The organism is Mesorhizobium sp. CO1-1-7 (assembly GCF_020164885.1).
GTDB lineage: Bacteria > Pseudomonadota > Alphaproteobacteria > Rhizobiales > Rhizobiaceae > Mesorhizobium > Mesorhizobium australicum.
Window position 1 is genome coordinate 333,075 of the sequence record NZ_JAIUHA010000008.1, and the last position, 26,283, is coordinate 359,357.

At 64.1% G+C, this 26,283-nt stretch carries 23 protein-coding genes and 1 riboswitch; of the genes, 12 read left to right on the forward strand and 11 right to left on the reverse strand.

Annotated features, from left to right (window positions below; translation table 11 throughout):
* The first annotated feature begins 56 nt into the window (after nucleotides 1-56).
* From phbB to LB516_RS19935, 6 genes are all read left to right on the forward strand, one after another.
* A complete protein-coding gene (gene phbB / locus LB516_RS19910) occupies nucleotides 57-782 on the forward strand; it encodes an acetoacetyl-CoA reductase (protein WP_015315305.1) in 726 nt (241 codons plus the stop codon).
* Nucleotides 783-978: 196 nt separating this feature from the next.
* Nucleotides 979-1,197 carry a hypothetical protein gene (locus tag LB516_RS19915; RefSeq protein ID WP_140720034.1) on the forward strand — a complete coding sequence of 73 codons (219 nt, stop codon included), beginning with the start codon at nucleotides 979-981 and terminating at the stop codon, nucleotides 1,195-1,197.
* A 326-nt stretch (nucleotides 1,198-1,523) separates the two neighbouring features.
* Entirely contained in the window at nucleotides 1,524-4,898 is a 3,375-nt protein-coding gene (locus tag LB516_RS19920) for a helicase-related protein (RefSeq protein WP_224720235.1), read from the forward strand.
* Nucleotides 4,899-4,908: 10 nt separating this feature from the next.
* The gene (locus tag LB516_RS19925; RefSeq protein WP_224526687.1) at nucleotides 4,909-5,295 is read left to right on the forward strand and encodes an RNA-binding S4 domain-containing protein; all 387 of its coding nucleotides are present in this window, start codon (nucleotides 4,909-4,911) and stop codon (nucleotides 5,293-5,295) included.
* A 229-nt stretch (nucleotides 5,296-5,524) separates the two neighbouring features.
* Nucleotides 5,525-5,863, forward strand: a complete 339-nt coding sequence (fdxA, locus tag LB516_RS19930; RefSeq protein ID WP_015315302.1) for a ferredoxin FdxA — start codon at nucleotides 5,525-5,527, stop codon at nucleotides 5,861-5,863.
* Between the two features lie 369 nt (nucleotides 5,864-6,232).
* Nucleotides 6,233-6,814 (forward strand): CarD family transcriptional regulator, encoded by a 582-nt coding sequence (locus LB516_RS19935; protein WP_015315301.1) that lies wholly within the window; start codon nucleotides 6,233-6,235, stop codon nucleotides 6,812-6,814.
* A 78-nt stretch (nucleotides 6,815-6,892) separates the two neighbouring features.
* Here LB516_RS19935 and LB516_RS19940 read toward each other — a convergent pair whose 3' ends face one another.
* The 3 genes from LB516_RS19940 to LB516_RS19950 all read right to left on the reverse strand — a co-directional run bounded on the left by LB516_RS19940 (nucleotide 6,893) and on the right by LB516_RS19950 (nucleotide 9,249).
* Complete coding sequence (locus LB516_RS19940) at nucleotides 6,893-7,663, reverse strand: amino acid ABC transporter ATP-binding protein (RefSeq protein WP_015315300.1); 771 nt, start codon at nucleotides 7,661-7,663, stop codon at nucleotides 6,893-6,895.
* Nucleotides 7,660-8,340 (reverse strand): amino acid ABC transporter permease, encoded by a 681-nt coding sequence (locus tag LB516_RS19945; protein ID WP_027141826.1) that lies wholly within the window; start codon nucleotides 8,338-8,340, stop codon nucleotides 7,660-7,662. The genes LB516_RS19940 and LB516_RS19945 overlap by 4 nt, the downstream gene beginning before the upstream one ends.
* A 135-nt stretch (nucleotides 8,341-8,475) precedes the next feature.
* Nucleotides 8,476-9,249, reverse strand: a complete 774-nt coding sequence (locus LB516_RS19950; protein ID WP_140616657.1) for an amino acid ABC transporter substrate-binding protein — start codon at nucleotides 9,247-9,249, stop codon at nucleotides 8,476-8,478.
* 301 nt (nucleotides 9,250-9,550) lie between these two features.
* On the opposite strand from LB516_RS19950, the gene LB516_RS19955 reads away from it, so the two are divergent.
* Nucleotides 9,551-10,414 carry an RNA polymerase factor sigma-32 gene (locus tag LB516_RS19955; RefSeq protein ID WP_015315297.1) on the forward strand — a complete coding sequence of 288 codons (864 nt, stop codon included), beginning with the start codon at nucleotides 9,551-9,553 and terminating at the stop codon, nucleotides 10,412-10,414.
* Nucleotides 10,415-10,430: 16 nt separating this feature from the next.
* Here the strand turns inward: LB516_RS19955 and LB516_RS19960 are convergent, their stop codons facing one another.
* From LB516_RS19960 to thiB, 4 genes are all read right to left on the reverse strand, one after another.
* Nucleotides 10,431-11,900 (reverse strand): M48 family metalloprotease, encoded by a 1,470-nt coding sequence (locus LB516_RS19960; RefSeq protein ID WP_023784820.1) that lies wholly within the window; start codon nucleotides 11,898-11,900, stop codon nucleotides 10,431-10,433.
* A gap of 229 nt (nucleotides 11,901-12,129) precedes the next feature.
* Nucleotides 12,130-12,906, reverse strand: coding sequence for a thiamine ABC transporter ATP-binding protein (gene thiQ, locus LB516_RS19965; RefSeq protein WP_140720024.1), 777 nt, complete (start codon nucleotides 12,904-12,906; stop codon nucleotides 12,130-12,132).
* Nucleotides 12,899-14,518, reverse strand: a complete 1,620-nt coding sequence (gene thiP, locus LB516_RS19970) for a thiamine/thiamine pyrophosphate ABC transporter permease (RefSeq protein WP_224720236.1) — start codon at nucleotides 14,516-14,518, stop codon at nucleotides 12,899-12,901. Before thiP ends, thiQ begins: the two co-directional genes overlap by 8 nt.
* A gap of 78 nt (nucleotides 14,519-14,596) precedes the next feature.
* Complete coding sequence (gene thiB / locus LB516_RS19975) at nucleotides 14,597-15,595, reverse strand: thiamine ABC transporter substrate binding subunit (protein WP_141906742.1); 999 nt, start codon at nucleotides 15,593-15,595, stop codon at nucleotides 14,597-14,599.
* A 43-nt stretch (nucleotides 15,596-15,638) separates the two neighbouring features.
* A riboswitch (TPP riboswitch) is annotated at nucleotides 15,639-15,753 on the reverse strand.
* An 86-nt stretch (nucleotides 15,754-15,839) separates the two neighbouring features.
* Between thiB and LB516_RS19980 the strand changes: the two genes are divergently transcribed.
* From LB516_RS19980 to LB516_RS19995, 4 genes are all read left to right on the forward strand, one after another.
* Complete coding sequence (locus LB516_RS19980) at nucleotides 15,840-16,499, forward strand: thiamine diphosphokinase (RefSeq protein ID WP_140662666.1); 660 nt, start codon at nucleotides 15,840-15,842, stop codon at nucleotides 16,497-16,499.
* Nucleotide 16,500: 1 nt separating this feature from the next.
* Nucleotides 16,501-18,321, forward strand: a complete 1,821-nt coding sequence (locus LB516_RS19985; protein WP_141906743.1) for an ABC-F family ATP-binding cassette domain-containing protein — start codon at nucleotides 16,501-16,503, stop codon at nucleotides 18,319-18,321.
* Nucleotides 18,322-18,472: 151 nt separating this feature from the next.
* Nucleotides 18,473-18,715 carry a type II toxin-antitoxin system CcdA family antitoxin gene (locus LB516_RS19990; RefSeq protein ID WP_140822558.1) on the forward strand — a complete coding sequence of 81 codons (243 nt, stop codon included), beginning with the start codon at nucleotides 18,473-18,475 and terminating at the stop codon, nucleotides 18,713-18,715.
* Nucleotides 18,715-19,014, forward strand: a complete 300-nt coding sequence (locus tag LB516_RS19995) for a CcdB family protein (RefSeq protein ID WP_015315289.1) — start codon at nucleotides 18,715-18,717, stop codon at nucleotides 19,012-19,014. The genes LB516_RS19990 and LB516_RS19995 overlap by 1 nt, the downstream gene beginning before the upstream one ends.
* Before the next feature lie 40 nt (nucleotides 19,015-19,054).
* Here LB516_RS19995 and LB516_RS20000 read toward each other — a convergent pair whose 3' ends face one another.
* Both LB516_RS20000 and LB516_RS20005 read right to left on the reverse strand, forming a co-directional pair.
* Nucleotides 19,055-20,812 carry a hypothetical protein gene (locus LB516_RS20000; protein WP_224720237.1) on the reverse strand — a complete coding sequence of 586 codons (1,758 nt, stop codon included), beginning with the start codon at nucleotides 20,810-20,812 and terminating at the stop codon, nucleotides 19,055-19,057.
* A 76-nt stretch (nucleotides 20,813-20,888) separates the two neighbouring features.
* The gene (locus LB516_RS20005; RefSeq protein ID WP_015315287.1) at nucleotides 20,889-22,187 is read right to left on the reverse strand and encodes an adenylosuccinate synthase; all 1,299 of its coding nucleotides are present in this window, start codon (nucleotides 22,185-22,187) and stop codon (nucleotides 20,889-20,891) included.
* A 211-nt stretch (nucleotides 22,188-22,398) separates the two neighbouring features.
* Here LB516_RS20005 and LB516_RS20010 point away from each other — a divergent pair, with 211 nt between their 5' ends.
* Nucleotides 22,399-23,295, forward strand: a complete 897-nt coding sequence (locus LB516_RS20010; RefSeq protein WP_224591618.1) for a DMT family transporter — start codon at nucleotides 22,399-22,401, stop codon at nucleotides 23,293-23,295.
* 13 nt (nucleotides 23,296-23,308) lie between these two features.
* Here the strand turns inward: LB516_RS20010 and LB516_RS20015 are convergent, their stop codons facing one another.
* On the reverse strand, nucleotides 23,309-24,520 hold the full coding sequence (locus LB516_RS20015) for a c-type cytochrome (protein WP_224720238.1): 1,212 nt from the start codon (nucleotides 24,518-24,520) through the stop codon (nucleotides 23,309-23,311).
* A complete protein-coding gene (locus LB516_RS20020) occupies nucleotides 24,517-26,283 on the reverse strand; it encodes a GMC family oxidoreductase (protein WP_140791716.1) in 1,767 nt (588 codons plus the stop codon). The genes LB516_RS20015 and LB516_RS20020 overlap by 4 nt, the downstream gene beginning before the upstream one ends.

The following is a 26,283-nucleotide window of genomic DNA, read 5'->3' on the forward strand; positions in this document are numbered from 1 at the left end:
GCAAATCCAGTGCCTGCCAAGCCCGACAACAGGGCAATTTCAAAAAGGGGAAATGCATGACCAAGGTTGCAATCGTCACGGGTGGATCGCGTGGCATCGGCGCGGCGATCTCGATCGCTTTGAAGAACGCCGGCTATTCGGTTGCCGCGAACTACGCCGGCAACGACGAGGCGGCGGCGAAGTTCAAGGCGCAGACCGGCATTCCGGTCTACAAATGGTCGGTCGCCGACTATGACGCTTGCGCGGCCGGTATCAAACAAGTCGAGGCCGACCTCGGCCCTGTCTCGGTGCTGGTCAACAATGCCGGCATCACCCGCGACGCCATGTTCCACAAGATCACCCGCGAGCAGTGGAAAGAGGTGATCGATACCAATCTGTCCGGTGTCTTCAACATGACCCATCCGTTGTGGGGCGGCATGCGCGACCGCAAGTTCGGCCGCGTCATCACCATCTCCTCGATCAACGGCCAGAAGGGCCAGGCCGGTCAGGTCAATTACTCCGCCGCCAAGGCCGGCGACATCGGCTTCTCGAAGGCGCTCGCCCAGGAAGGTGCCCGCGCGGGCATCACCGTCAACGTCATCTGCCCTGGCTACATCGCCACCGAGATGGTCAAGGCAATCGACGAAAAGGTGCTCAACGAGCGCATCATCCCGCAAATTCCGGTCGGCCGCCTTGGCGAACCGGAAGAGATCGCGCGCTGCGTGGTCTTCCTCGCTTCGCAAGATGCCGGCTTCATCACCGGCTCGACCCTCACCGCCAATGGCGGCCAATACTTCGTCTGAGACGTCTGCTCGCGCAGTCCAACGCTGCGGATCCATGCGTGCCCTGCGATAAGCGGACCGGAAAATCGGTCCGCTTCCAAATGGCGCCTGACTCTTGGAAGACGCCGCTGTGACGCAATGCCCCAATCCGGCACGCAAAGGTTAATGCCGGTAGGCGCGTCTGCGCGAACCCTGTGATTAAGCCTGTGGATTCTCGGTGGATAAGCTGTTCACAAGACAAGATATTGAGGGAACAAAAAGAGAAAATACGGCCGGCGCTGCTTTGTCGCCGATTCGTTCCGGCTTTGAGCCCAATGTTAAGATTAATGGCTGGGATAAGCTGCTATTCTTTAACGTCGAGTTTAGAAAGATTAACAGTTTCATAAGTTTAACGGGCGCGCACCGAATCGCCCTCATCGTTCCCGGCGAAAGTTAACGGCAGGACCCGCCCAGCATAAAACGGGCCAGTTCGGTGATTCAGCATGTGGTGAGACTCTTGGTCACGAAATCCATATCTAGCCGTGAACAAAAGCTGAATCTTACGGAGTCGCCGATTCGTCGCCGATTCGTCGCTGATTCGTTCCAGACTCGTTCCAACTGTTAAGCAGGGGCTGATTTGCGGAGTGAGGCGGGCGTCTCCGGAACCCTGCCGGAACATTCTGCTTTCGCTTCGCGCCCGAAATCCCTATGTGTCGGCTGTCATACGCGCCGTCCTGGCACGCTCCCGACCACGAGAGGCCAGAAAGCCTTATTTCCGAGCCGATGAACATCCAGCCGAAACACACCGAGCCGCTGATCCTGTCGGGCCGCGACGTGACCGCCGTGCTTGGGCCGACCAATACCGGCAAGACCCATCTCGCCATCGAGCGCATGGTGGCGCACGAAACCGGTGTCATCGGCCTGCCGCTGAGGCTGCTGGCCCGCGAGGTCTACACGCGCGTCTGCGAAAAGGTCGGTGCCAACAAAGTGGCGCTGATCACCGGCGAGGAGAAGATCCAGCCGCCGGGCGCCAGATATTCGGTCTGCACCGTCGAAGCCATGCCGCGTGAAACCGACGCCGCCTTTGTTGCCATCGACGAGGTGCAACTGGCCGGCGACCTCGAACGCGGCCATATCTTCACCGATCGCATCCTGCATCTGCGCGGCCGTCAGGAGACGCTGCTGCTTGGTGCCGCCACCATGCACGGTATCCTGCAGCGCTTGCTGAAAGGCGTCTCGGTAGTGACGCGGCCGCGGCTGTCGCATCTGGCCTATGCCGGCTCCAAGAAACTGACCCGCTTGCCCAGGCGCACCGCGATCGTCGCCTTCTCCGCCGACGAGGTCTATGCCATCGCCGAACTCATCCGCCGCCAGCAGGGTGGTGCGGCCGTCGTGCTCGGGGCGCTGTCGCCCCGCACCCGCAACGCCCAGGTGGCGCTGTTCCAGTCGGGCGATGTCGACTATCTCATTGCCACCGACGCGATCGGCATGGGCCTCAACCTCGACCTCGACCATGTCGCCTTCGCCCAGAACCGCAAGTTCGACGGCTACCAGTACCGCAATCTGACGGCGGCGGAGCTCGGCCAGATCGCCGGCCGCGCCGGCCGGCATCTGCGCGATGGCACGTTCGGCGTCACCGGCCAGGTCGATCCGCTGGACGAGGACCTCGTCCAGAAGATCGAGGGCCATGACTTCGACCCGGTGAAGGTGCTGCAGTGGCGCACCGCCCAATTCGATTTCGCCAGCCTCGATGCGCTGAAGCGCTCGATCGAGACCAACGCCCCGGTCGAGGGCCTGACACGCGCGCTGCCGGCCGTCGATGCGCAAGCGCTCGAACATCTCTCCCGCGACGAAGACATCCGCGCGCTCGCCACCAACGCCAAGCGCGTGGCGCTGCTGTGGGAAGCCTGCGCCCTGCCCGACTATCGCAAGATCGCGCCTGCCCAGCATGCCGACCTCATCGCCTCGATCTACATGGACCTCGCCCGGCAGGGCCATGTCGACGAGAACTACATGGCCGAACAGGTGCGCCGCGCCGACACCACCGAGGGCGACATCGACACGCTGTCGCACCGCATCGCCCAGATCCGCACCTGGACATTCGTGTCGAACCGGCCCGGCTGGCTGGCCGATCAGGCACACTGGCAGGAAAAGACGCGCGAAATCGAAGACAGATTGTCGGATGCGCTGCATGAGCGGTTGACGAAACGCTTCGTAGACCGCAGGACTTCCGTCCTCATGCGGCGCCTTAGAGAAAATACCATGCCTGAAGCCGAAATCAGTCCTACCGGAACCGTCCTTGTCGAAGGCCATCATGTCGGCGAGTTGCAAGGGTTCCGCTTCACCGCCGACCAGACCGCCGGCGGCGAAGACGCCAAGGCCGTGCGCACTGCCGCGCAAAAGGCGCTTGCCGCCGAGTTCGAGGCACGCGCGGAGCGCTTCGGCGCCTGCGCCAATGGCGATCTCGCGCTCGGTTCGGACGGCACGCTGCGCTGGATCGGCGCGCCGATAGGCACGCTGGTCTCGGGCGAAGACGCGCTGAAGCCGCGCCTGGTGTTGCTGGCTGACGAACAGCTGACGGGCCCGGCGCGCGACAAGGTCGCGGCGCGCGCCGAACGCTTCGTCAATTTCCAGATCGAGTCGTTGTTGAAGCCGCTGGTCGATCTGAAAAACGCCGAGCAGATTTCCGGCATCGGCCGTGGCATCGCTTTCCAGCTGGTCGAGAATTTCGGCCTCATCAACCGTCGTGACATCGCCGAAGAGATGAAATCCTTGGACCAGGAAGGCCGCGCGGCGCTGCGCCGGCTTGGCGTCCGCTTCGGCGCCTACCACGTGTTCGTGCCCGCGCTGATCAAGCCGGCACCCGCCGGGCTGGTGACGCTGCTGTGGGCGTTGAAGAACGACGGCAAGGACAAGCCAGGCTTCGGCGACGTCGTCCACGCGCTGGCGTCGGGCCGCACCTCTGTTGTCATCGACCCGGCCTTCGACAAGGCCTTCTACAAGCTCGCTGGCTACCGCAATCTCGGCCGCCGCGCCGTGCGCATCGACATTCTGGAGCGGCTGGCCGACCTGATCCGCCCGGCGACCAACTGGAAGCCCGGCCTTGGCCAGCGTCCGGACGGCGCCTATGACGGCCAGTCCTTCATGGTGACGCCGCCGATGATGTCGATCCTTGGCGCCACCGCCGACGACATGGAAGAGATCCTCAAGGGTCTTGGCTATCGCGCCGAGCCGAAGCCGGCCACGGAAGTCAAGGCACGGCTGGAAGCGCAGGACAATGCCGCGCGGGAAGCCGCCGCGGCCAGGCAGGCAGCCGAAGAAGCAGCCCGCGCGGAACAAACCAAGGCGGCGGAAGAGGCGGCTTCGCCGGCCGCCGAGGGAGTTGAACTGGTGCCGGATGCCGCAACCGACGTGGAGACGGAGGTTCCAGCCGAAGTCGCCGCCGATGCGCCGGTGGAAGCTGTCGCGCAAGAGCAGGCGGAAGCCACCGCTGAAGTTGCGGAGGAACCTGTAGAAGCCGCTGTTGAAGCCGCCGAGCCGGCGCCGGTTGAGCCGCGGGCCGAACCTGAAACTGCCGAGGTAGACGCGGCACCCACGGAGGAAACCGCAGCGGCGGAGCCCGCCGTCGAAGCCTCCGCGTCGACGGAAGCCGCCGAATGGGCTGCCGTGGCGGAAGCCGCCGGCGAACCCGTGCCGGAAGCCGAAGCGCCAAAGCCGATCCTGCTGTGGCGCCAAGGTCGCTTCGATCAGCGTCCGCGTCATCGCGACGGCCGCAACAACCGGCCGCAAAACGGACAGGCGCGCGGCCGAAGCAACGCGCCGGCCGGCGGCGAACAGGCAACAGCCGCGCCCGCGGACCGTTCCGCGCACGAAGGGCGCCTCGACGGCGCCGGAAAGCCGCGCTTCGACCGCTCGAAGTACAAGCCCAAGCCGCAAGCTGAGGGCGCTGAGCGCCGCGACGGCCGCCCGCAGGGCGAGCGTCCCGAGCGCCGCGAAGGCCGGCCAGACTGGAAGGGCGGCAGGCCGGAAGGCAAGGGTGCCGATCGCGGCGGAAAGCCCGCTTTCCAGCCCAAGCCGCGCGAGGAGCGCCCGGTGCGTTTCGATCCGGACTCGCCCTTCGCCAAACTCGCCGCCTTGCGCGACCAATTGAAGAAGTAAACTCGCTTCGATGGTTGCTGAAGGCCGTCAGCGCATCGACAAATGGCTGTTCTTCTCGCGCGCGGTGAAATCGCGCTCGCTGGCGGCCAAATTGGTGGTCGCCGGCCGCGTGCGCATCAATCGCGACAAAGCAGCGCAGGCCTCCGATCTGGTCAAGCCAGGCGACGTGCTGACCATCACGCTCGACCGGCGTATTTTCGTCTGGAAGGTGCTCGGCGCTGGCGCGCGGCGTGGCCCGTCCGAGGAAGCCCGCACCCTTTATCAAGACATGTCGCCCCCGACCGCACTGAAGGGCGACGCCCCGCCCGATGCTATCGCGGCGCTGCGCGAGGCAGGCAGCGGCCGCCCCACCAAAAAAGAGCGTCGCCAGACCGACCGATTGCGCGACGAAGATTGAGCCTGCCGATCGACGCAGATGTGCGCTCCCGCGGCAACGGCAACCAAAAGCGGATTTTGCACCGGCAAACCAACGTCGGTGAGGGATGCGGGACCGTCGCGGCACCGCCGATCTGAAATTCAATTCCCAAACTCTGGCGCCACTGGGAATGGCTACCCTTGCAAGCAGCCGATAAAGGCGTTACCTCACGGAAAAAGCCAACAAAAACGGGACGTCCCGGAGCCGACCGATGACCTATGTCGTGACCGACAACTGCATCAAATGCAAATACATGGACTGCATCGAGGTCTGTCCGGTCGACTGCTTCTACGAAGGCGAGAACATGCTCGTCATCCATCCCGACGAGTGCATCGACTGCGGCGTCTGCGAGCCGGAATGCCCGGCCGACGCGATCAAGCCCGACACCGAGTCCGGCCTCGACAAATGGCTGCAGATCAACACCGAATATGCCGATAAATGGCCCAACATCACCGCCAAGAAGGAGCCGCCGGCCGACGCCAAGAGCTTCGACGGCGAGGCCGGCAAATTCGAGAAATACTTCTCCGCCGAGCCCGGCGAAGGCGATTGACAACACCGCTGTAAAGGCTTGTATGACGCAGCGTAACAGGCACGCCGGATTAACCGCCTTGACAGGCGGCGATTGGTTGTGGCCTTCGCTTACGCAGCAAAACCTTGATTCTTCCGACTTTTTGTGTTACATCAGCGAAACATGCCGGTGACACAACGTCGATTTATGGCGCAGACGCCCCAAATCACTGAAAGGTGAAAATCCCATTCCGGACCAGAGCGATCTGGGCCAGGCGGTCGCAATTCTTGCGGTTTGCCGGTCCCGGCTTTTCCGGTGGGTTCATCTGTTGTGCGGCTAATGATCGGTGACCCCGATCACGTGAGTTCAGCCGGCACCGCCGCCGGCCCACAACAAGGAGTTCAGGGCGTAATGGCAACGATCACCCCGCAGAAGAAGTCCACAGCTGCACGTCACGGTTTCAAGACCGGCGAGTTTATCGTCTATCCGGCGCATGGCGTCGGCCAGATCGTCTCGATCGACGAGCAGGAAGTGGCCGGCCACAAGCTGGAACTGTTCGTCATCGACTTCCAGAAGGACAAGATGCGCCTGAAAGTGCCGGTCGCCAAGGCGACCTCTATCGGCATGCGCAAGCTGTCGGAAGAGGATTATGTCGAGCGCGCGCTGAAGGTCGTGCAGGGCCGCGCCCGCGTCAAGCGCACCATGTGGTCGCGCCGCGCCCAGGAATATGATGCCAAGATCAATTCGGGCGACCTGATCTCGATCTCGGAAGTCGTGCGCGACCTCTATCGCGCCGACAACCAGCCGGAGCAGTCCTATTCCGAACGCCAGCTCTACGAGGCGGCACTCGACCGCATGGCCCGCGAGATCGCGGCCGTCAACCGCATGTCGGAAACCGAAGCCGTGCGCCTGATCGAGGTCAACCTCAACAAAGGCCCCAAGCGTGGCGCCAAGGCCGACAATGAGGAAGCCGAGCAGGAAGAAGCTGCCTGAGCTTTTTCGCATTCAAGTTGACGAAAACCCGGCCTCGCGCCGGGTTTTTGTTTTTGGGGAAGGCCGCGATTGTCGCGCCTATGCGCCTCCCTCTTCCTCCGCCGCCTCCTGCTTCAGCGTGGCGATAAACCGCTTGGTGCGTTCGCGCTCCGGATTGCCGAACAGCTTGGCGGATGCCCCCTGCTCGACGATGACGCCGGCGTCGAGGAACACCGCCTCCTGGGCGATCTTGGAGGCCAGGCGCAAATCATGCGTCGCCATCACCATGGTCGTTCCCTCGCTGGCGAGCTGACCCAGCACATCGACCACCTCCTGCGCCAGCTCCGGGTCGAGCGCCGAAGTCGGTTCGTCGCACAGCAGCACCTTCGGCGACGGCGCCAGCGCACGGGCGATCGCCACGCGCTGCTGCTGGCCGCCCGACAGCGTCGCCGGCCAGGCATCGGCCTTATGCACCATGCCGACCTTCTCCAGCAGCGCGAGTGCCCGCTCATGTGCCTTCTGCGGCGACCATTTGAGCACCGTAACCAAGCCTTCCATGACATTTTCGATGGCGGTGCGATGCGGAAACAACTGGAAATTCTGGAACACCATGCCGGTCTGCAGGCGCAGACGCCTTATGTCCGCCGCCGGCACCTTCCCGCCCGGGCGGAACTCAAGCGTCTCGTCGCCGATCCGCACCGTGCCCGAAGTTGGGATCTCCAGCAGGTTGATGCAGCGCAGCAGCGTGCTTTTCCCCCCGCCGGAAGGGCCGACAAGCGCGGTGACGCTGCCTTCGGCGATGGCGACAGTCACCCCCTTCAGCACGAGATTGTCGCCGAAACGCTTTTCGATGTTGGTGAGGCTGATCATGAGCGTGCCTCCAGGAAGCCGCCATAGCGGTTGAGCCGCTCCTCCAGTCGCGTCTGCAAGGCCGACAGTACCGAACTCATCGCCAGATAGAGGATCGCCGCCTCGACATAGAGGATGAGCGGCTCATAGGTGGTGGCGACGATGCGTTGCGCCGCCTGGAACATTTCCGGCACGGTGATGGCGGCGGCCAGCGACGTGTCCTTGACCAGCGAGATGAAGGTGTTGGAGAGCGGCGGCACCGCCACCCGTCCGGCTTGCGGCAGAATGGTGCGCCGCATCGCCTGGCTCCAGGTCATCCCGATCGAATAGGCGGCCTCCCACTGGCCCTTGGGCACCGAGCCGATGGCCGCCCGGATGATTTCCGACGTGTAGGCCCCGATGTTGAGCGTGAAGCCGATCAGCGCCGCCGTGAAGGCGTCAAGCAGGATGCCGACCGACGGCAGGCCGTAGAAGATCAGGAAGAGCTGCACCAGGAGCGGCGTGCCGCGGAAGATCCAGACATAGAAGCGCACGAGCGCCACCAGCGGCTTCGGGCCGAACAGCCTGCCGAGCGCCGCGCCCAGCCCTACCGTCAGGCCGAGCACGAAGGACAGCAACGTCAGCGGCACGGTAAAGATCAACGCTGCCCACAGCAGCGAGGGCAGCGAGTCCAGCATCAGTTGCAGCCAGTGCGGCACGAAAGATCCTCCGGAATGGACGGGGAGCGTCATCGAAGCGAATGCCCCAGCCATATCACGACAAAAGCGGCGAGCCGTCAAAGACGACTCGCCGCTGGATACGTCACAGGGCGACAGCCGGCCCCGCTTGGTGAATTACTTCGAGACGTCCTGGCCGAAATAGGTGTTGGCGATCTTCTGGTAGGTGCCGTCCGCCTTGATGTCGGCCAGCGCCTTGTTGATGGCCGCGACCAGCTCCGGATCGCCCTTGCGCACGATGACGCCGGAGTAATCGGCATTCTCTTCCTGGGCGGCGATCTTCACATTGGCGTCGGGCTTGTGCTTCTTGAAGTCTAGGAACGACAGGCTGTCATTGATGGTAGCGTCCGCACGGCCGGTCAAAAGCAGCTGGATCGACTGGTCGAAGCCGTCGGTGCCGACCAGTTCGGCGCCATTGGACTCGGCCAGCTTGCCGAAATTGGATGTCAGCGACTGCGCCGACTTCTTGCCCTTGAGGTCGGCGAAGGTTTTGATGTCAGTGTTGTCGCCGCGCACGATCAGCACTGCCTTGGACGCGATATAGGGATCGGAAAAGTCGTACTTGGCCTTGCGGGCGTCGGTGATGCCGACTTCGTTGATGACGGCATCATAACGGTTGACGTCGAGGCCGGCGATCAGCCCGTCCCACTTGCCTTCGAGGAACTCAGCCTTGACGCCGAGCTTATCGGCGATCGCCTTGGCGATCTCGACATCGAAGCCAACCAGCGCGCCGGAAGCGTCATGGTAGGTGAAGGGAGCGTAGGTGCCCTCCGTACCGACCTTGATGATTCCGGCCTGCTTGATCTGGTCGAGATTGGCGCCGGCGTGGCCCGATGCGACGGCCAGGGCCTGCAACGTTCCGGCGATGATGAGTGACTTGAGCCATTTCATTTTTCTGTGATCCCGTCCTTGGCCGGTAACCCGGCATGTTGTGAGGGCTGGAAAATGACAGATGCAGGTCGAAAAAATAAGGAATGAAATTTCAAAGAGAGCGTCTTCCAGAAATCAAATTCTCCGGAAGGAATTCATTCGCAGGCTCGGAAGTTGCAGACAGCTGCGCGGACGCTAGCGCTCGCCCTGCCCGCACCGGCGGAACCTTTCTCGCGCATGACAGTTTTGGCTGTTGTAGGGCACGCCGCCGTCATTTCAAGCCGGTGTCTGCCATTTGCCTCGCCGAGCCACGGAGCGCCTTATGATGGAAGACACGGCAGGACGGATCATGGTCCGCGCGGCAATGAAGGCGCCCTATCTCGAGCGCGAGGAGGAGCATCGGCTGGCATTGCTCTGGAAGGAAGACAACGACCAGAACGCGCTGCACAGCATCACCGTCGCCCACATGCGGCTGGTTATTTCCATGGCCTCGAAATTCCGCCATTACGGACTGCCGCTCGGCGATCTGGTTCAAGAGGGCCATGTCGGACTGCTCGAGGCCGCCGCCCGTTTCGAACCGGAGCGCGAGGTGCGTTTCTCGACCTACGCGACGTGGTGGATCCGCGCCTCGATGCAGGACTACATCCTGCGCAACTGGTCGATCGTGCGTGGTGGCACCAGTTCGGCGCAAAAGGCCCTGTTCTTCAATCTCAGACGCTTGCGTGCGCGTCTCGCGAACGGCGCCGAGCCGCTCTCCAACACAAATCTCTACCGCGAGGTTTCGGTTGCGCTTGGTGTATCCGAGGCTGATGTGGCGATGATGGATTCACGGCTGTCGGCTCCGGATTCTTCGCTGAACGTGCCGCTGGCCGACGATGCGGGCGGCACCGAGCGGATGGATTTCCTGGTCTCGGACGATCCCTTGCCGGACGAAATTGTCGGCGACAAGATCGATGTCGCGCGCCGCTCGCTCTGGCTGAAGGAAGCGCTTCACGCACTCAACGCGCGTGAACTCAGGATCATCGAGGAACGCCGGCTGAATGACGAGGGGGCCACGCTCGAGGCGCTCGGCGAGACGCTCGGCATCTCCAAGGAACGTGTCCGCCAGATCGAGGCGCGCGCCATGGAAAAGCTCAAGGTCGCGCTGGTGAAGCAGAATCCGGAATTCATGGCGACCGCCGCCTGATCTCCCGCTCGGGCTTTTATTTGTCGGTGACGATCTTGACCTTGTCGCCGGCCGAAACCGCGGCCCCCGGCGACAGCGCATTGAGCACGCGGAACAGGTCGAGCTTGCGGTCGACGCCAACCATCTGCGCGGCAAGCGATCCCATGGTCTGTCCCGGCTGCACGGTGAGCACACGAATATGCAGTGGCTTCAGTGCCGCCTTCTCGGCGGGGCTGAGGATACGGAAGGAACCGCTGACCGAGCGCGCCACCGTTTCAAGCGAGGTGCTGGCCGAGGGGGCCGCGGTCAGCAATCGGTAAACCTGGCCGCCGGCGCGGATCACAGCGATATCGAACTGCCAGCCTTCGGCGCCTGCATGGGCGGTCGCCGCCTCATTGCCGTTGATGGTTTCCTGCTTGACGGTGCTGTCGTCGAGCCCGGCCACCCAGCCGCTTCTGATATAGTCGGTCAGGGCGCGGTTCTTGTCGATCGAAACGCCGTCGAAGCGGATCGCTATGTCGCCGGGACCGGTCGCCGTCACGGCCGCCGCCGAATTGTCGATGATGAAACCGTCCGGCACCGTGAACGACACGCCCAAGCCTGGATGCAGGAAGGTTTCGCCGCGCACATAGCCTTCTTCCGGCGTGTCGCCGTAAAGCAGGCCGTCTATGCCGGCGAGGAAGGAATCGCGGTCGCGTGTACCGAAGCCTGGCGCACCGAACTGGCGGGCGTGCCGCTGTGCCAAATCGATGCGTTGCGGCGTGTTCGGGTGCGTCGCCAGGAAGTCGAGGCTGGCGTCGGTGGCGCCGCTGATCGAGCGGAAATCGGTATAGGCCGACATCGATTGCAGGAAGCGGCCGGCGGCATAGGGATCGTAGCCGGCTTCGCCGATCGACTTGATACCGATGGCGTCAGCCTCAAGCTCCTGGTTGCGCGAGAACTGCGCCAGCCTGAGCTTGCCGCGGATAAGTGCAGCCTTGGCGGTCGGGCTGTCGCCAAGCACATCGGAGACGACCTTGGTCGCCAGACCTTCCTCGGCCTCCAACTGCTGGCGCTGCAGCCCATGATTGGCGGTGACGTGGCCCATCTCATGCGCGATGACGGCGGCGAGCTCGGACGAATCATTGGCCAGCGCCAAGAGGCCGCGCGTTATGTAGAGATAGCCGCCCGGCAGCGCGAAGGCGTTGACGTTGGGCGAATTGAGGATGGTGATGCGATAGGTCTGGGTTGGGTTCGCCGACACCACGGTCAGATTGCCGACCACCTTGGCGACCATGCGTTCGAGCTTGGGATCGGAATATTCGCCGCCATAGGTCGCCAGGATGCGCGGATGCTGCGCCTTGGCGAGCTCCGCGAGCTTGTTGTTGGCGGCGACATTGTCGACCGTGATCGGCTTGTCGGATGGCTGGAAGCCTGATTCCTGGACTTCCGGAGGCGTGAACATCTGGCAGCTTGCCAGCGCCACGGCAAAGCCGGCCAGCGCCAGAAAGCGCGCCAGCGGGTTCATTCGTAGCCTGTCAACGCCGATCGCCAGAACGGCTTCCTTTCAGGTCCCTGCGCATGACCACATGCGCAAAACAAACTGCTACAGTATCCGTCACGCGCCCCTCGGAGCATGCGACGGAAGCTGTAGGCAAATCACGGCCTGTGCCGGACCGGTATCGAGCGGACCTAGCCACACTACTCCAGTCATGGCAAGCAAGCGCCACATCGCATCGAGCCGGTTTGAGCGTAAATTATGTCCGCTTCCGGGCAATATCTCGTGATAAGGAATCCCCGGCACCGGCTCCGATATAGCGCCGGAATGCCTCCGGACCAGCCCCGGCAAAGAAATCATCCGCCGTGCCGATAGCGGCGACGGCGCCGTTCTCGAGAAACACCAGCCTCTGACCGATGCGGCGGGCATCTTGCGGCTGATGCGTGACGAACAGCACCGTCATGCCACGCTCGGCATGCAGGCCGGCAACCAGGTCGAGCATATCGTCTCGCAAGGCGGGCCCAAGCGAAGCGAAGGGCTCGTCGAGCAGCAGCACCGGGCGGTCACGCACCAGCACGCGAGCCAGGGCGACGCGCTGGCGCTCACCGCCGGAAAGTTCGCGCGGCAGCCGCTTCTCCTTGCCGGCAAGGCCGGTGCGCGCAAGCGCATCGGCGATCGCAGCGCGATCGGCTTCGGCCAGCCGCAACGATGGCGAACGGCCGAGCCCGACATTCTGCTCGACGGAAAGATGCGCGAAAAGGTTGTTTTCCTGAAAAACCATCGACACTGGCCGCGCCGCCGGTGGCGCGGTGCTGACATCGGCCCCGCCGATCAGCACGCGGCCGGATCGCGGCGGCTCGAACCCGGCCACCAGATTGAGCAGCGTCGACTTTCCGGAGCCGCTCGGTCCCATGATGGCGGTGATTTGCCCCGCCGTGAACTCGGCATCGAAGGCGAACGACGCCTCGCCATAGCTGAACGAAACCTTGTCCAGCCGCACCGAAACCCCTTTGCCGCCAGCCGCCCCGTCAGACATTGCGGGCCGTCTCCTTTCCCAGCCGGTCCGCTGCCAGCACCAGTGCCAGGCAGACAAGGCCGAGCAGCAGCGCCAAGCCGGCGGCGTCCTCGGTTCGGTAGCTGCCCATGCGCGCCAGGAGAAGGTAGGGCAAGGTCTGCACGGAATCACTGCCGAACAGGGCGATGACGCCGAGATCGCCGAGCGACAGTGCCATGGCGAAGGCAAAAGCGGTGGCGAGCGGGCGCCGCAACGTCGGCCAGTCGACCAGCCACAGTCTTGACCAGCCGGAAATTCCGAGCTGCGCGCAAAGCCGCTCGTGACGCTCGCTTGCCGCGTCATAGGCGGGACGGATGGCGCGCAGCGCAAAAGGCATCGCCATGACAGCGTTGACGGTGACGACCATGAGCGGCGCGATGGCAAAGACATCGCCGACATGGCGCAGCAACAGGAACCAGCCGGCGCCGACGACGATCGGCGGCACGACCAGGACAAACCCGGCGCCCGTATCGGTGGCATGTTCGAGCAGTGTCCTTGCCCCGAAGCGGCGGTTCGACGCCAGCGCCCTGCGCGCCATGGTCAATGCCAGCGAAAGCATCACCGAAAGCAAGGCCGAAAGGAAAGCGAGCACGGCACTGGTCAGCGTCGCCTGACGGACAGTGGCCTCGCCTGCAAGCCGGCCGAGGTCGGCGCCAAGGCCGGCCGCCACGGTTGTCGCCATCGGCCCCGCAACGAACAGCAAGGCCAACACGATGAGCGTCGCGTTCAGCCAGGCTTCGGTCCTGTTGACGGAGAGGTAGCGGCGCGGCGCGACCGGCAGGTTGATGTCGCCGACGACGTCGGCTCCGAGTCGGGTCAACGCCAGCACCACGATGAAGGTCAAGGCGATCTGCAGCATTGTCAGCGCGACAGCCCTCGCGGGATCGAAATCGAAGCGCAATGCCTGATAGATGCCGACTTCGAGCGTCGTCGCGGCCGGCCCGCCGCCGAGCGTCAGCACGATGGTGAAGGATGTGATGCACAGCATGAAGACAAGTCCGGCGACACCGGGCAGCGCGGCACGCAGCATCGGCCACTCGATCAGCCGGAATGCCGGCGGCGCCCCCATGCCGAGCTGGCTCGCCAGCCGCCACTGGTCGGAGGGAATGGTCTGCAGCGCCTCGAGGAACAGGCGGGTGGCCAGCGGCAGGTTGAAGAAGACATGGGCGACGAGAATGCCGGACAGGCCATAGATGCCCGGCCAACCCTGGCCGCCGACGGCGCTGAGAAAGCCGGAGAAATAGCCGGCGCGGCCATAGAGCGCCAGGATGCCGAGCGACGCGACGATCGCCGGCAGCGCCAGCGGCACGGCGAAGAGCTGCAGGATGAAGGCACGGCCGAAAAACCGTGGATGCCGCGACAGCGCCCGCGCCACGAACAGGGCCGGCCCGACCGAGAGCAGCGTCGACAGGGCCGCCTGCCAGAGCGTGAAGCGCACGACCCGGAACAGGTAGGGATCGAACGCAGCCCAAGCGCCGGAAAAATCGCGAGCGCCTTCGACAAGCAGCCCCGCAAACGCGCCGCCGATCAAAATGGCGATGGCGGCGAGCCCTATCACGCCGGCTGTGATGCGGGGATCAGAGCGGGTTTGCACGCCGCACCGTCAACGATTGGGTGAAGCTTGTGGAGCGTCGCCGTAGAGCGTTCATCTCACGAGATTAGCCCACAAAACCTACTTGCTCATCACCGCCAGCCATTCATCGACCCAGGCTTTGCGGTTGGCCGCCACCTCCTCCGGGCTGAACAGCAAGGTTTTGGTCGGCTTGACCAGTTTGTCGAAGGCGGGGTTGAGCGGCTTGTCGGTCTTGCCGGCCGGGAACATCCAGTTGGTCTCGGGGATGGCGTCCTGGAATTTCGGCCCGGTCATGAAGGCCATGAACTTTTCCGCCAGCGGATTCTTGGCGCCGGCCGTGGTGATGCCCGCGACCTCGATCTGCAGATATTCACCTTCCTCGAACGACGCCGCCTGATAGCGCTCGGTGTTCTCGGCGACCATGTGGTAGGCCGGCGAGGTGGTGTAGGACAGCACCATCGGCGCCTCGCCCTTGGTGAACAGGCCATAGGCCTCGCTCCAGCCCGGCGTCACGGTCAGCACCTTGGTCTTGAGCTTGGCCCAGGCCTCCGGCGCCTTGTCGCCATAGACCGACTTCACCCACAACAGCAGGCCAAGACCGGGCGTCGATGTGCGCGGGTCCTGGATGACGATCTTGTCGTCGGCGCTACCCTCGACCAAATCCTTCAGGCTTTTCGGCGGCGATTTCAGCTTCTGGGTATCGTAGACGACGGCGAAGTAGCCATAGTCGAAGGGAACAAAAGTATCGTCGCTCCAGCCACCCGGCACGTTGACGTCCGTTATTGCGCCATGTGGCGCGAACAGGCCCGAGGCCTTGGCATCGGCGGTGAGATTGGTGTCGAGACCGAGCACGATGTCGGCTTTGGTCGAAGCGCCTTCCAGCTTGACGCGGTTGAGCAGCGCCACGCCATCGGCGACCGAGACGAACTCGAGATCGCAGCCGCATTCTGCCTCGAATTCCTTCTTCACCACGGGACCTGGACCCCAGTCGGCGGTGAAGCTCTCATAGGTGTAGACGGTGAGCTTATCCTTGGCCAAGGCCGGCCCGGACAGGGTCACTGCCGTGGCGGCGATCAGAAAATATAAAAGCGTGCGCATCGGCGCCTCCTTCGTTTGCGTTGAAAGGAATTGAGGCGTCGGAGTGTCCGAAACGTCTAATCCCTCCGCCGGTACAAACCGGATCAGGTTCAGCGGGTTGGCGACACTGCCTCTCAGCCGGCCCGCGAAATTCGCGTCCGGCACCCCGTTAGAGCGTTTCGACACATAGGCCGGGCCGATGACCCGCGCAAGTGGGACTTTGCCGCCTTCCGTTTCCCGTGCCGGGCTGGTAAGGCGACGGGATATGAGCACATTCACCATCCTGCTTGGCGGCGACCTCATCCGCACGCCTCGGCTCGACCGCCAGGTCGAAGGCTCGCGCGTCATCGCCGCCGACGCCGGCATCGGCCATGCGCGGATGCTGGGCCTCGTGCCGGAACTGTGGGTGGGTGATTTCGACTCGGTCCCGGCTGATCTGCCCGCCGACCTCGCCGCCGTGCCGCGGCAAACCTTCCCGGCGGAAAAGGACAAGACCGACGGAGAACTGGCGATCGCGGCCGCACTGGAGCGCGGGGCGACCCGCCTTGTGCTGGCGGGCGCCTTCGGCGGCAAGCGCGCCGACCACGCCTTCCTGCATCTGGCGCTTGGCCTGCGGCTGGCCGAAGCCGGAATGGATGTGTTTCTGACCAGCGGCGCCCAGGAAGGTGTTCCCTTGCTGCCCGGCAGGGCCGGCTTCGATTATGCCGACGGCACGCTGTTCTCGATTCTCGGCTTCTCCGAACTCTCCGGCCTGACCGTCACCGGCGCCAAATGGCCGCTCGACAAGGTCGAGGTGGCGTTCGGTTCGTCGCTGACCATTTCCAACGAGGTCAAGTTCGGCAAGACCGGGGGCCGCCTCGACATCGCGCTCGGCCATGGCCGCGCGCTGCTGCTCGCCCATCCCTATCCATTGCCCGAAAGCTGACATGGCCCCGCCTCTTCTCAATCTCGACGGGATAAGACTGACCTTCGGCGGCGCGCCGCTGCTCGACGGCGCCGCCTTGACCGCTTCGGCCGGCGACAAGATCGCGCTGGTCGGCCGCAACGGGTCCGGCAAGTCGACGCTGCTCAAGATCGCCGCCGGCCTGATCGAACCACAGGACGGCGAGGTGTTCCGCCAGCCTTCGGCGACGGTGCGTTATCTGCCGCAAATGCCCGACATGGACGGCTTTGCAACCGTGCGCGCCTATGTGGAGGCCGGGCTCGGGCCCGCCGACGATCCCTACCGCGCCAGCTATCTGATGGAGCATCTCGGCCTGTCGGGCGAAGAACGGCCTGGCGACCTGTCCGGCGGAGAGGCCAGGCGCGCCGCGCTTGCCCGCGTCATGGCGCCGGAGCCCGACATCCTGCTTCTTGATGAGCCGACTAACCATCTTGATTTATCTGTCATCGAATGGCTGGAAGAAGAGCTCGTCCGGACCTCCTCGGCGCTCATCGTCATCTCGCATGACCGCCGCTTCCTCGAGCGCGTGTCGCGCGCCACAGTCTGGCTCGATCGCGGCCAGACGCGCAGGCTGGACAAGGGCTTTGGCCATTTCGAGGAATGGCGCGACCTGGTGCTGGAAGAGGAAGAGCGCGAACAGCACAAGCTCGGCCGCCAGATCGTGCGCGAGGAGCACTGGCTGCGCTACGGGGTGACGGCGCGGCGCAAGCGCAACATGCGGCGCCTAGGCGAGTTGCAGACCATGCGCCAGCGTTTTCGCGGCCATCGCGGCGCCGAAGGCACCGCGATAATGGTGGCAAGCGACGCCGCCGAATCCGGCAAGCTGGTGATCGAGGCCAAGAACATCGAGAAGAGCTTTGGCGACCTCACCGTCGTCAAGGGGTTCTCGACCCGCATCCAGCGCGGCGACCGCGTCGGCCTTGTCGGGCCGAACGGCGCCGGCAAGACGACACTTCTGAAGATGCTGACCGGCGAATTGGCGCCGGACGCGGGTTCGATACGGCTTGGCACCAATCTGGAGATCGCCACGCTCGACCAGAAGCGCGAGGCGGTCGACCCGCAAGAGACGCTGGCGCAATATCTGACCGACGGGCGCGGCGAGAACCTCGTCATCAATGGCGAGCAGCGCCATGTCGTGTCCTATATGAAGGATTTCCTGTTCAAGCCGGAACAGGCCCGCACGCCGGTGCGCGAGCTGTCCGGCGGCGAACGGGCGCGGCTGATCCTGGCGCGCGTGCTGGCACGGCCAGCAAACCTCCTGGTTCTCGATGAGCCGACCAATGATCTCGACATGGAGACGCTGGAACTGCTGCAGGAACTGGTCGCCGGTTTTGCCGGCACCGTCATCCTGGTCAGCCACGACCGCGATTTCCTCGACCGCACAGTCACCAGCATCATCGCGCCGGACGGCGGCGGCCGCTGGGTCGAATATGCCGGCGGCTATTCCGACATGCTGGCGCAGCGCGGCGGCACCAAGCTTGACGACCGCAAGGCGCGCGCCAAGGCGGAAGCCGGCGATGCGCCGGCACCGGGCAAGAGCGATCCGGCGGCGCCAAAAGGGCCGGCGAAGAAATTGTCGTTCAAGCAGAAGTTCGCGCTGGAGTCCCTACCCAAGAAGATCGAGGCAGTGACCGCGTCGATCTCGCGGCTGGAGAACAACATCGCCGACCCGGCCTATTACGAACGCGACCCGGCCTCGTTCCAGAAGACGATCGCCGCCCTCGACAAGGAGCGTGCGACGCTGGCCGCGCTCGAGGAAGAATGGCTGGAACTGGAGATGCTGCGCGAGGAGATGGAAGGGTGAAGAGCGGTCGGCCGTAGGCCGATCGATTGACAACGATTTGTCGACTGAAGCGACGAGCGCCCGGAGCCATAGTGGGGCGCTCCTTGCTGCGCCTGAGCATTGCCTCCACATCGGAATGCGCATACATTATGCGCATGTTGCGGAGGCCATTATGCGTAAGATTGCCTTGAATGCGATCCGTCAGCCAGCAAATCTGTCGATCGACTCGAACCTCATGCGGGAAGCCAAGGGGCTTAACGTGAATGTCTCGCGCGCTGCGGAAGCCGGCATCGCGGAGGCGGTGGCAGCTGAAAAGGGGCGGCTGTGGAAGCTTGAGAACCGTACCACGATGGATGCGTGGAACGACTACATCGACAAGAACGGCATCCCATTGGAAGAGTATCGGCAGTTCTGATGCCCCGCTATGATGTCTTCGCCGGTCGCGTTGAAGACAACTATTTGCTCGACGTCCAATCCGACCTGCTCGACAATTTCAAGACGCGGGTTGTCGTTCCGCTTCTGCCGGTCGCAACGGTGCCGCCGCCAATGCGAAAGCTTCATCCGATCTTCGAGATCAATGGACGGAAGCTGGTCATGGCGACACACCTGATCGCCACCGTTCCCGCAAGCGAATTGGTTGAAAGTCGGCTGAACCTGGCGAAGCATCACGATGACATCGTTGCCGCGCTCGACATGCTGTTCCAAGGATTCTGAACGGAGGCGACCGTCACGCCGCCCGTCTCAACCCGCCGTCTCAGCCCGCCGTCTTGGCCTGCCAGGCCTTGATCGCCTCGTCGAACACCTTCTCGCCGGGAATGCCCTTTTCCATGGTCAGCAGTGCCCGCCGTCCGGTCTTGTAGACGACCGGCACGTCGATCCAGTCCTGGCCGCGCAACAGGGTCATGTTGGCGTCTTCGTCGGCCTTGGTGTCGTTGAGCGCGACGAGGAAGAAGCCGTCGGCGATCTTGGCCGGGATGCCGATCAGCGGGCTGCCGGCGTCCTGTTCCGAACTCTTCATGGCAACGCGCAATATATTGTCGACGCCGCCGCCCTCGAACCCGTCTGGGGTCAGGAAGATCATCTCGATGATATGGCTGGCCGGCAGGGTCTGGTCGGTGTTGCGACGGATGGTCATGCGCAACTGGATGTCCTTGCCGGGAATGGTCGCCTCGGCACGGATCGCAGGCTCTGGCGGCAGGTCGCCGCCGGGCGATTCCTGCACCAGCGACCAAACGATGCTGCCGGGCTCGGCTGAACCCTGCGCGGTGCTGGTGCGCTCCTCATAGAAGATCGCCTTCTGGCCGACCGGAACCGAGGTTGGCGCCACGGCCGGAGCCGGTGCCGCCGGCGGCGTTGCGGCTGCCGGTGCGGGCGGCGGCGTGGCGGCGGCATCGGCCGGGGCCGCGGGCACGGTTCCGTTGGTGGGCGGTGTCGCGGGCGGGGTGCCCGCCGCGGGCGTGGTCGCGGCTGGCGCGCCTGCCGCGGGCGTACCGGCAGCAGGCGTATTGGCAGCCGGCGTATTGGCAGCCGGCGCGGGAACCGCCGGCGCTGCCGTGGCCGGCGCATTCGTTGCCGTTGGCGGTGTCGTCAGCGCGGCGACGGATTCGCCCTCGCCTACGCCGCTTTGCCCGCCGGCTGGGCCGGGGTCGGTCTCGCCGCCTTCAGGCGTCAGCCGCTGCGTGAACTTCGTGCCTTCCGCGCCGGTCGCGGGCGCCGGCGGCGTGGCCGCGGCATCGGTCGCCGGCTTGGCCGGCGTCGTTTTCACCGGCTCGGTTTTGGCAACAACCTTGCTGCTCTCCAGGCCCAGCATCTTGCCGAAGGCATCCTTGTTCAGCCAGATGCCGTAGCCGCCGCCGGCAACGACCAGCAGTGCGACCACGGCGGCGATCAGCCCGCCATAGCTGCGCTTGCGTTCGGCCGGCCGCAAACGCTCGAAAGTGTCGGTGGCGGCAGGCGCTTCGTCATCGGCAAAGACGTCGTCCTGGTCGTCGTTCCGATCCGCGTCCATCCCCGGCAAGGTCTTCTCGGAAAAGTCCGGAGCGGGCTGCACCGGCGCCGGCCTTTGCCAGCCTGGCTCGACCTTGGCGGCTGGAGCAGGCCGGTGGGGCTCGGCATTGGCAACGGGCTGCGCCGGTTTGTATGGCTCCGGACTGGCCGCGGCAGGAGCGGGCCGATACGGAGACGGAGCGGGAGCCGGTTCGGCCTTGACCGGCTGCTTGACGTGGTTCGACTGGTTCTTGTTACGGTCGATGGAGGAAAAGATGTGCTCCAGTTCCGCAAGCGGATCGGTCTCCGGTACGCTCTTGACATAGTCCCGCTCGACGCCGGCGATGGCGTCGTCCAGCGCGCGTTTCTGTTTGTCTATGGCCTCGGAAGCCAGCGGCGGCGAATATTCCGCCAGCTTCTTCGCCAGCATGGCGCGCACGCTGTTATAGATGCGCGTACGCTTCTCAGGCGTCTCGTCGCCGTGCTTCTCGAACGCGTTTTTCAGAACAGCAACGAAATCTGCCATGCTTCAGTCGACCTGTATTTTTGCCTCCGCGCCGGCCCCCGCAAATCAGCCGCGATGCCCGGAAAGGCTTCAGAAACTAGTCTTGAAACGGATCAGTCACAAGTATCGTGTCGTCCCGTTCCGGGCTGGTGGAGAGGAGCGCGACCGGCGCGCCGATCAACTCCTCTATGTATCGGACATATTTGACGGCCTGGGCCGGAAGGTCGTTCCAGCTGCGTGCGCCGGCGGTGGTGCCCTTCCAGCCTTCCAAGGTCTCGTAGATGGGTTCCACGCGAGCCTGGGCGCCCTGGCTTGCCGGCAGATAGTCGATCGTCTCGCCGTCCAGCCTGTAGCCGGTGCACACCTTGATCTCATCCAACCCGTCGAGCACGTCGAGCTTGGTCAGCGCGATGCCTTTGATGCCGTTGACGGCAACCGCCTGGCGCACCAGCACAGCGTCGAACCAGCCGCAGCGGCGCTTGCGCCCGGTGACGACACCGAATTCATGGCCGCGCGTGCCGAGGAATTCGCCGATCTCGTTCTTCTGCTCGGTCGGGAACGGACCTTCGCCGACACGCGTCGTGTAGGCCTTTGTGATGCCGAGAACATAGCCGATGGCGCCCGGGCCGACGCCGGAGCCGGCGGCGGCCTGGCCGGCGACCGTGTTGGACGAGGTGACGAAGGGATAGGTGCCGTGGTCGATGTCGAGCAGCGTGCCTTGCGCGCCCTCGAACAGGATGCGCTCGCCGGCGCGGCGCTTGTCGTCGAGCACCTTCCAGACGCGGTCCATGTAGGGCAGGATGTCGTTCGCGACCGAGGTCAATTCCTGCATGATCGCATCATGCGTGACTTCGTCATGGCCGAGCCCGCGACGCAGCGCATTGTGGTGCGTCAGCAGCCTGTCGACCTTCAGGGGCAAAGTTTCCAAATCCGCCAGATCCATCACCCGCACCGCGCGCCGCCCCACCTTGTCCTCGTAGGCGGGGCCGATCCCGCGTCGGGTCGTGCCAATCTTTGTTCCGGAATTCGAAGCGGCATCCTCGCGAAACCCGTCCAGCTCCCGGTGTACGGACAGGATAAGCGCCGTGTTTTCGGCTATTTTCAGGCGATCCGGCGTCACGTCCACGCCCTGGCCTTTCAGTTTCTGCACCTCGGCGACGAAAGCATGCGGATCGAAGACCACGCCATTGCCGATGATGGACAGCTTGCCTTCCCGCACGACGCCCGAAGGCAGCAGCGACAGCTTGTAGACCTTGCCGTCGACGACCAGCGTGTGGCCGGCATTGTGGCCGCCCTGGAAACGCACCACGACATCGGCGCGCTCCGACAGCCAGTCGACGATCTTGCCCTTGCCTTCGTCGCCCCACTGCGAGCCGACGACCACCACATTGGCCATGTTTCTTTTCCCTTGAGACGCCGCCGCGCGGCTTGAATATGGTTCGAAACGACAGGCCTCTATAGCGTCAAGACCTCGCGAGTGCGACCTTTCTTTGCCGCCGAAAATGCCCTGAGGCACAACAATTTTCGGCTTTGACATCATTTACTTGGGCTGACCGGGGCAATAGGCCGGCAAACACCGCGGCCCATCCCGCGGCCGGAAGCCAGCGATGCATCGAAACGCCTACATGTTCCTGCTGCTCACCACCTTGCTGTGGGGCGGCAATTCGGTGGCCGGCAAGCTGGCGGTCGGCCACGTCTCGCCGATGACGCTGGTCTTCCTGCGCTGGATGCTGGCCGTGGCGATCCTGCTGCCGATCGGCTGGCGCACGATCCAGGAGGATTGGCCCGTCGTGCGCCGGCACTGGCTCGTGCTGGCGGCGCTTGGCGCCAGCGGCTTCACCCTGTTCAACACCATCTTCTACACCGCCCTCAACTACACCACGGCGATCAATGTCTCGATCGAACAGGCGGCGATGCCGATCCTGATCATGACAGCCAATTTCGTTTTCTTCCGCCTGCGCGTGAACTGGGCGCAGATCGCCGGCGTGGTGCTGACCGTCTTGGGCGTCATCCTGACCGCCTGCCATGGCGATCCGCGCCGGCTGCTGACGCTGGAGCTCAATTTCGGCGACGCCATCATGCTCGTCGCGGTCGTTCTCTACAGCAGCTATTCGGTCGGGTTACGGCTGAAGCCGGCGATGCGCTGGCAAAGCCTGATGCTGGCCATGTCGTTCGCCGCGCTCATCACCTCACTGCCCTTCTTCCTGTGGGAAGCCGCCGTCGGCAAGGTGATCGTGCCCGACGCCCGCGGCTGGGCGGTCATCGTCTACACGGCGATCGGCGCTTCGGTCATCTCGCAGATAACCTATATCAGGGGCAACGAACTGATCGGCGCCAACCGCGCCGGCTTGTTCATCAATCTGGTGCCGATCTTCGGCACGCTGCTTTCGGTGCTGATCGTCGGCGAGACCTTCCAGCTCTATCAGGCGCTGGCGCTGGTCCTCGTTCTGGGCGGCATCGGGCTCGCCGAGTACAGCGGGCGCAAGATGGCGTCCGGCTTCTGAGGTCGCCCCCGGATTACTTCACCAATTCCTTGCGCACCGCCGCGATATCGTCCGACGAGACCGCCGGAGCGGAATTGCCCCAGCTGCCGCGCACATAGGTCAGCACGTCGGCGATTTCCTGGTCCTTCAGCCGCCATGCCAATGAGGGCATCGAAGGCGTCGTCGGCGCGCCGGCCGTGTGCACGGCCTGGCTTCCGGCGAGAACGATGCGGGCCAGGGTCTCGGGATTGCCCTGCGCGACGATCGAGTTGCCGACAAGCGCCGGGAAAAGCGCTCCGGCCCCGGCGCCATCGCCGCCATGGCAGGCCGAACAATTGTCATGATAGATCGCCGCGCCCGCCACCATCCGCGCCTCGTCGGGCTTGGTCGCCTGCGCATTGCCGGTGTCCGGCCCCAGGCTCTTGAGATAGACGGCCACGGCCTTGAGGTCGGGATCCGTCATTTTGGAAGTCGAGTTCTCGATCGCCTCGGCCATCGGACCGGATGCGATCGAATGCGCGTTGACGCCGGTCCTGAGGTAGGCGACCACATCGTCTTGCGACCATTTGCCCAAGCCGGATTGGGCATTGTTGGTGATGTCGGGGGCAAACCAGCCTTGCAGCGAGGCGCCTTGCAGGAAGCCGCTGTCTTGGTCCGCTCCAAGGAACGATTTGGGCGTGTGGCAGGTGCCGCAGTGCCCGGCGCCCTGGACGATATAGGCGCCGCGGTTCCATTCCGCCGATTTGGAGGGGTCGGCCTGGAAGCTTGCCTCGCTGAAGTTGAGGAGGTTCCAGCCCCACATCGCCAGCCGGATGTTCAGCGGGAACGGCAGCTGGTTGGCTTCGACCTTGTTCGAAACCGGGTCGACCGTGGTCATGTAGGCCCACAGGTCGGAAATGTCCTGCTCGTTCATCCTGGTATAGGCGGGGTAAGGCATGGCGGGATAGAGCCGCACGCCATTGTGGCCGACGCCGGTCTTCATCATGTTGCGGAAATCTGCCTCGGACCAATTGCCGATGCCCGTCTCGTGGTCGGGCGTGATGTTGGGCGGCACCAGTGTGCCGAAAGGCGTTTCGAGCGGCAGGCCGCCGGCCAGCGGCTTGCCGCCCGGCCTGGTATGACAGCCCGCGCAATCGCCGAGCACGGCCTGATACTGGCCACGGATGATCTGGTCGGCCTGGTCGGCGGCGAGCGCCGGCGTGATCGCCAGCACGGCGGCGCCGGCGGCGGCGGCGAGCGTCCTCATGCCTGCACCAAGGGCGCGCCGGGATTACGCAAATAGTGATTGCGGATGCCGTCGGCGGCGCGGTAGGCGAGCGCGCCGACCGTTCCCGTCGGATTCTTGCCGGCATTCTGCGGAAAGGCCGAGGCGCCGATGACGAAGACGTTGGGCACATCCCAGCTTTGCAGGAAGCTGTTGACCGCACTCTTCCTAGGGTCCGTTCCCATGATGGCGCCGCCCGTATTATGGGTGCTTTGATAAGGGACGCTGTCCCAGCCCTTCTTGCGGCGGCCGACATTGTACTGCTTGCCCCCAAGCGTCTTGGCGATCTCCTCCATCCGGTCGCAGAGATAATTCGACATTCGGATATCATTGTCGGGAAAATCGAAGGTCATGCGCATGAGCGGCCGGCCGAAGCGATCCTTGTAGGTCGGATCGAGGTCGAGGTAGTTGGTGCGCGTCGCATAGCTGCTGCCCTGCGAGGAGAAGCCAAGCGTGCTTTTGTAGCCCGCGACGGTCGCCTTCTTCCAGGCGCTACCCCATTTCGGCGTGCCGGGCAGCGTCGGCCTCGTCCCGATCGGACGTCCATTGGTGGGAATGCAGTTGATGCCCGCGCCGCCGACGAAATCGAGGCCGCCATGGTCGAAGGCGTCGCCATTATAGTCGTCGATCGTCTGTCCGAGCGCGCCCGCGGCAATGAACGGGTTGAAGTTCTTATCGTCGAAGAACACCTGCACGCCGGCATTGGTCTGGTAGCAATAATTGCGCCCGACGGTGCCCTCGCCGGTAGCGGGATCGTAGATCTTGCCGATGCCCGACAGCATCATCAGCCGGGCATTGTGCAGGCCGTAGGCGCACAGAAGCACGAGATCGGCCGGCTGGAAGAATTCCTGCCCCGACGTATCGACGTAAGTGACACCTCGCGCGGACTTGCCGCCGGCGGCGAGATCGACATGCAGCACCTCGCTGTCGGTGCGCACCTCGAAATTGGCCTTCTTCATCAGCACGGGAAGGATGGTGGTCTGGGCGCTGGATTTGGAATAGTTGGCGCAGCCGAACCGCTCGCAGAATCCGCAGTAGGTGCACTGCCCCATGGTGATGCCGAGCGGATTGACATAGGGCCGCGACATGTTTGCGGACGGTGTCGGGAACGGGTGCAGTCCCATGGACCTGCCGGCATTGGCGAACAGGGTCGGCGCGTAGGTCATCTCCATTGGCGGATTTGGGTAGTCCCGGGACCTCGGATCCTCGAACGGGTTGCCACCTTCCTGTATCTGTCCCTTGATATTGCCGGCCTTGCCCGAGATTCCCGCCAGATATTCGAACTGGTCGTAATACGGCTCCATCTCGGCGCCGGTCACGCCCCAGTCCTCGACCTGGAGATCGGCGATCCGCGCCGCGCCATACTTCTTGGTCAGGTTGGTCTTGATCTGGAAGTCGGAGTCCCAGAACCGCCAGGTGTGGCCGTTCCAATGGACGCCTGCGCCGCCGACGCCGTTGCCGGGCAGGAACGAGCCGAAATCGCGCATCGGCAGCGCCGTCTGCGAAGGGTCGTTGCGCATCGTCATGGTTTCGACTGCTGGCTGCAGGAACAGGTCGCGCCGCACGCTGTAGCGCAACTCGTCCTGCGCATAGCCGATGTTGAAATCGGTCGCCGTGTCGCGCCAGGGACCACGCTCGATGGCCAGCACGTCCAGGCCCTGATCGGTCAGTTCATGCGCAAGGATGGACCCCGTCCAGCCGAGGCCGACGATCACGACGTCCTTGCGGGGCAGTATCGTCGTCAT

Coding starts and splice junctions, on each gene's coding strand:
- phbB (WP_015315305.1), top strand. CDS start 57: ATGACCAAGGTTGCAATCGTCACGGGTGGATCGCGTGGCATCGGCGCG.
- LB516_RS19920 (WP_224720235.1), top strand. CDS start 1,524: ATGAACATCCAGCCGAAACACACCGAGCCGCTGATCCTGTCGGGCCGC.
- LB516_RS19925 (WP_224526687.1), top strand. CDS start 4,909: ATGGTTGCTGAAGGCCGTCAGCGCATCGACAAATGGCTGTTCTTCTCG.
- fdxA (WP_015315302.1), top strand. CDS start 5,525: ATGACCTATGTCGTGACCGACAACTGCATCAAATGCAAATACATGGAC.
- LB516_RS19935 (WP_015315301.1), top strand. CDS start 6,233: ATGGCAACGATCACCCCGCAGAAGAAGTCCACAGCTGCACGTCACGGT.
- LB516_RS19940 (WP_015315300.1), bottom strand. CDS start 7,663: ATGATCAGCCTCACCAACATCGAAAAGCGTTTCGGCGACAATCTCGTG.
- LB516_RS19950 (WP_140616657.1), bottom strand. CDS start 9,249: ATGAAATGGCTCAAGTCACTCATCATCGCCGGAACGTTGCAGGCCCTG.
- LB516_RS19955 (WP_015315297.1), top strand. CDS start 9,551: ATGATGGAAGACACGGCAGGACGGATCATGGTCCGCGCGGCAATGAAG.
- LB516_RS19960 (WP_023784820.1), bottom strand. CDS start 11,900: ATGAACCCGCTGGCGCGCTTTCTGGCGCTGGCCGGCTTTGCCGTGGCG.
- thiQ (WP_140720024.1), bottom strand. CDS start 12,906: ATGTCTGACGGGGCGGCTGGCGGCAAAGGGGTTTCGGTGCGGCTGGAC.
- thiB (WP_141906742.1), bottom strand. CDS start 15,595: ATGCGCACGCTTTTATATTTTCTGATCGCCGCCACGGCAGTGACCCTG.
- LB516_RS19980 (WP_140662666.1), top strand. CDS start 15,840: ATGAGCACATTCACCATCCTGCTTGGCGGCGACCTCATCCGCACGCCT.
- LB516_RS19985 (WP_141906743.1), top strand. CDS start 16,501: ATGGCCCCGCCTCTTCTCAATCTCGACGGGATAAGACTGACCTTCGGC.
- LB516_RS19990 (WP_140822558.1), top strand. CDS start 18,473: ATGCGTAAGATTGCCTTGAATGCGATCCGTCAGCCAGCAAATCTGTCG.
- LB516_RS19995 (WP_015315289.1), top strand. CDS start 18,715: ATGCCCCGCTATGATGTCTTCGCCGGTCGCGTTGAAGACAACTATTTG.
- LB516_RS20000 (WP_224720237.1), bottom strand. CDS start 20,812: ATGGCAGATTTCGTTGCTGTTCTGAAAAACGCGTTCGAGAAGCACGGC.
- LB516_RS20005 (WP_015315287.1), bottom strand. CDS start 22,187: ATGGCCAATGTGGTGGTCGTCGGCTCGCAGTGGGGCGACGAAGGCAAG.
- LB516_RS20010 (WP_224591618.1), top strand. CDS start 22,399: ATGCATCGAAACGCCTACATGTTCCTGCTGCTCACCACCTTGCTGTGG.
- LB516_RS20015 (WP_224720238.1), bottom strand. CDS start 24,520: ATGAGGACGCTCGCCGCCGCCGCCGGCGCCGCCGTGCTGGCGATCACG.
- LB516_RS20020 (WP_140791716.1), bottom strand. CDS start 26,283: ATGACGACGATACTGCCCCGCAAGGACGTCGTGATCGTCGGCCTCGGC.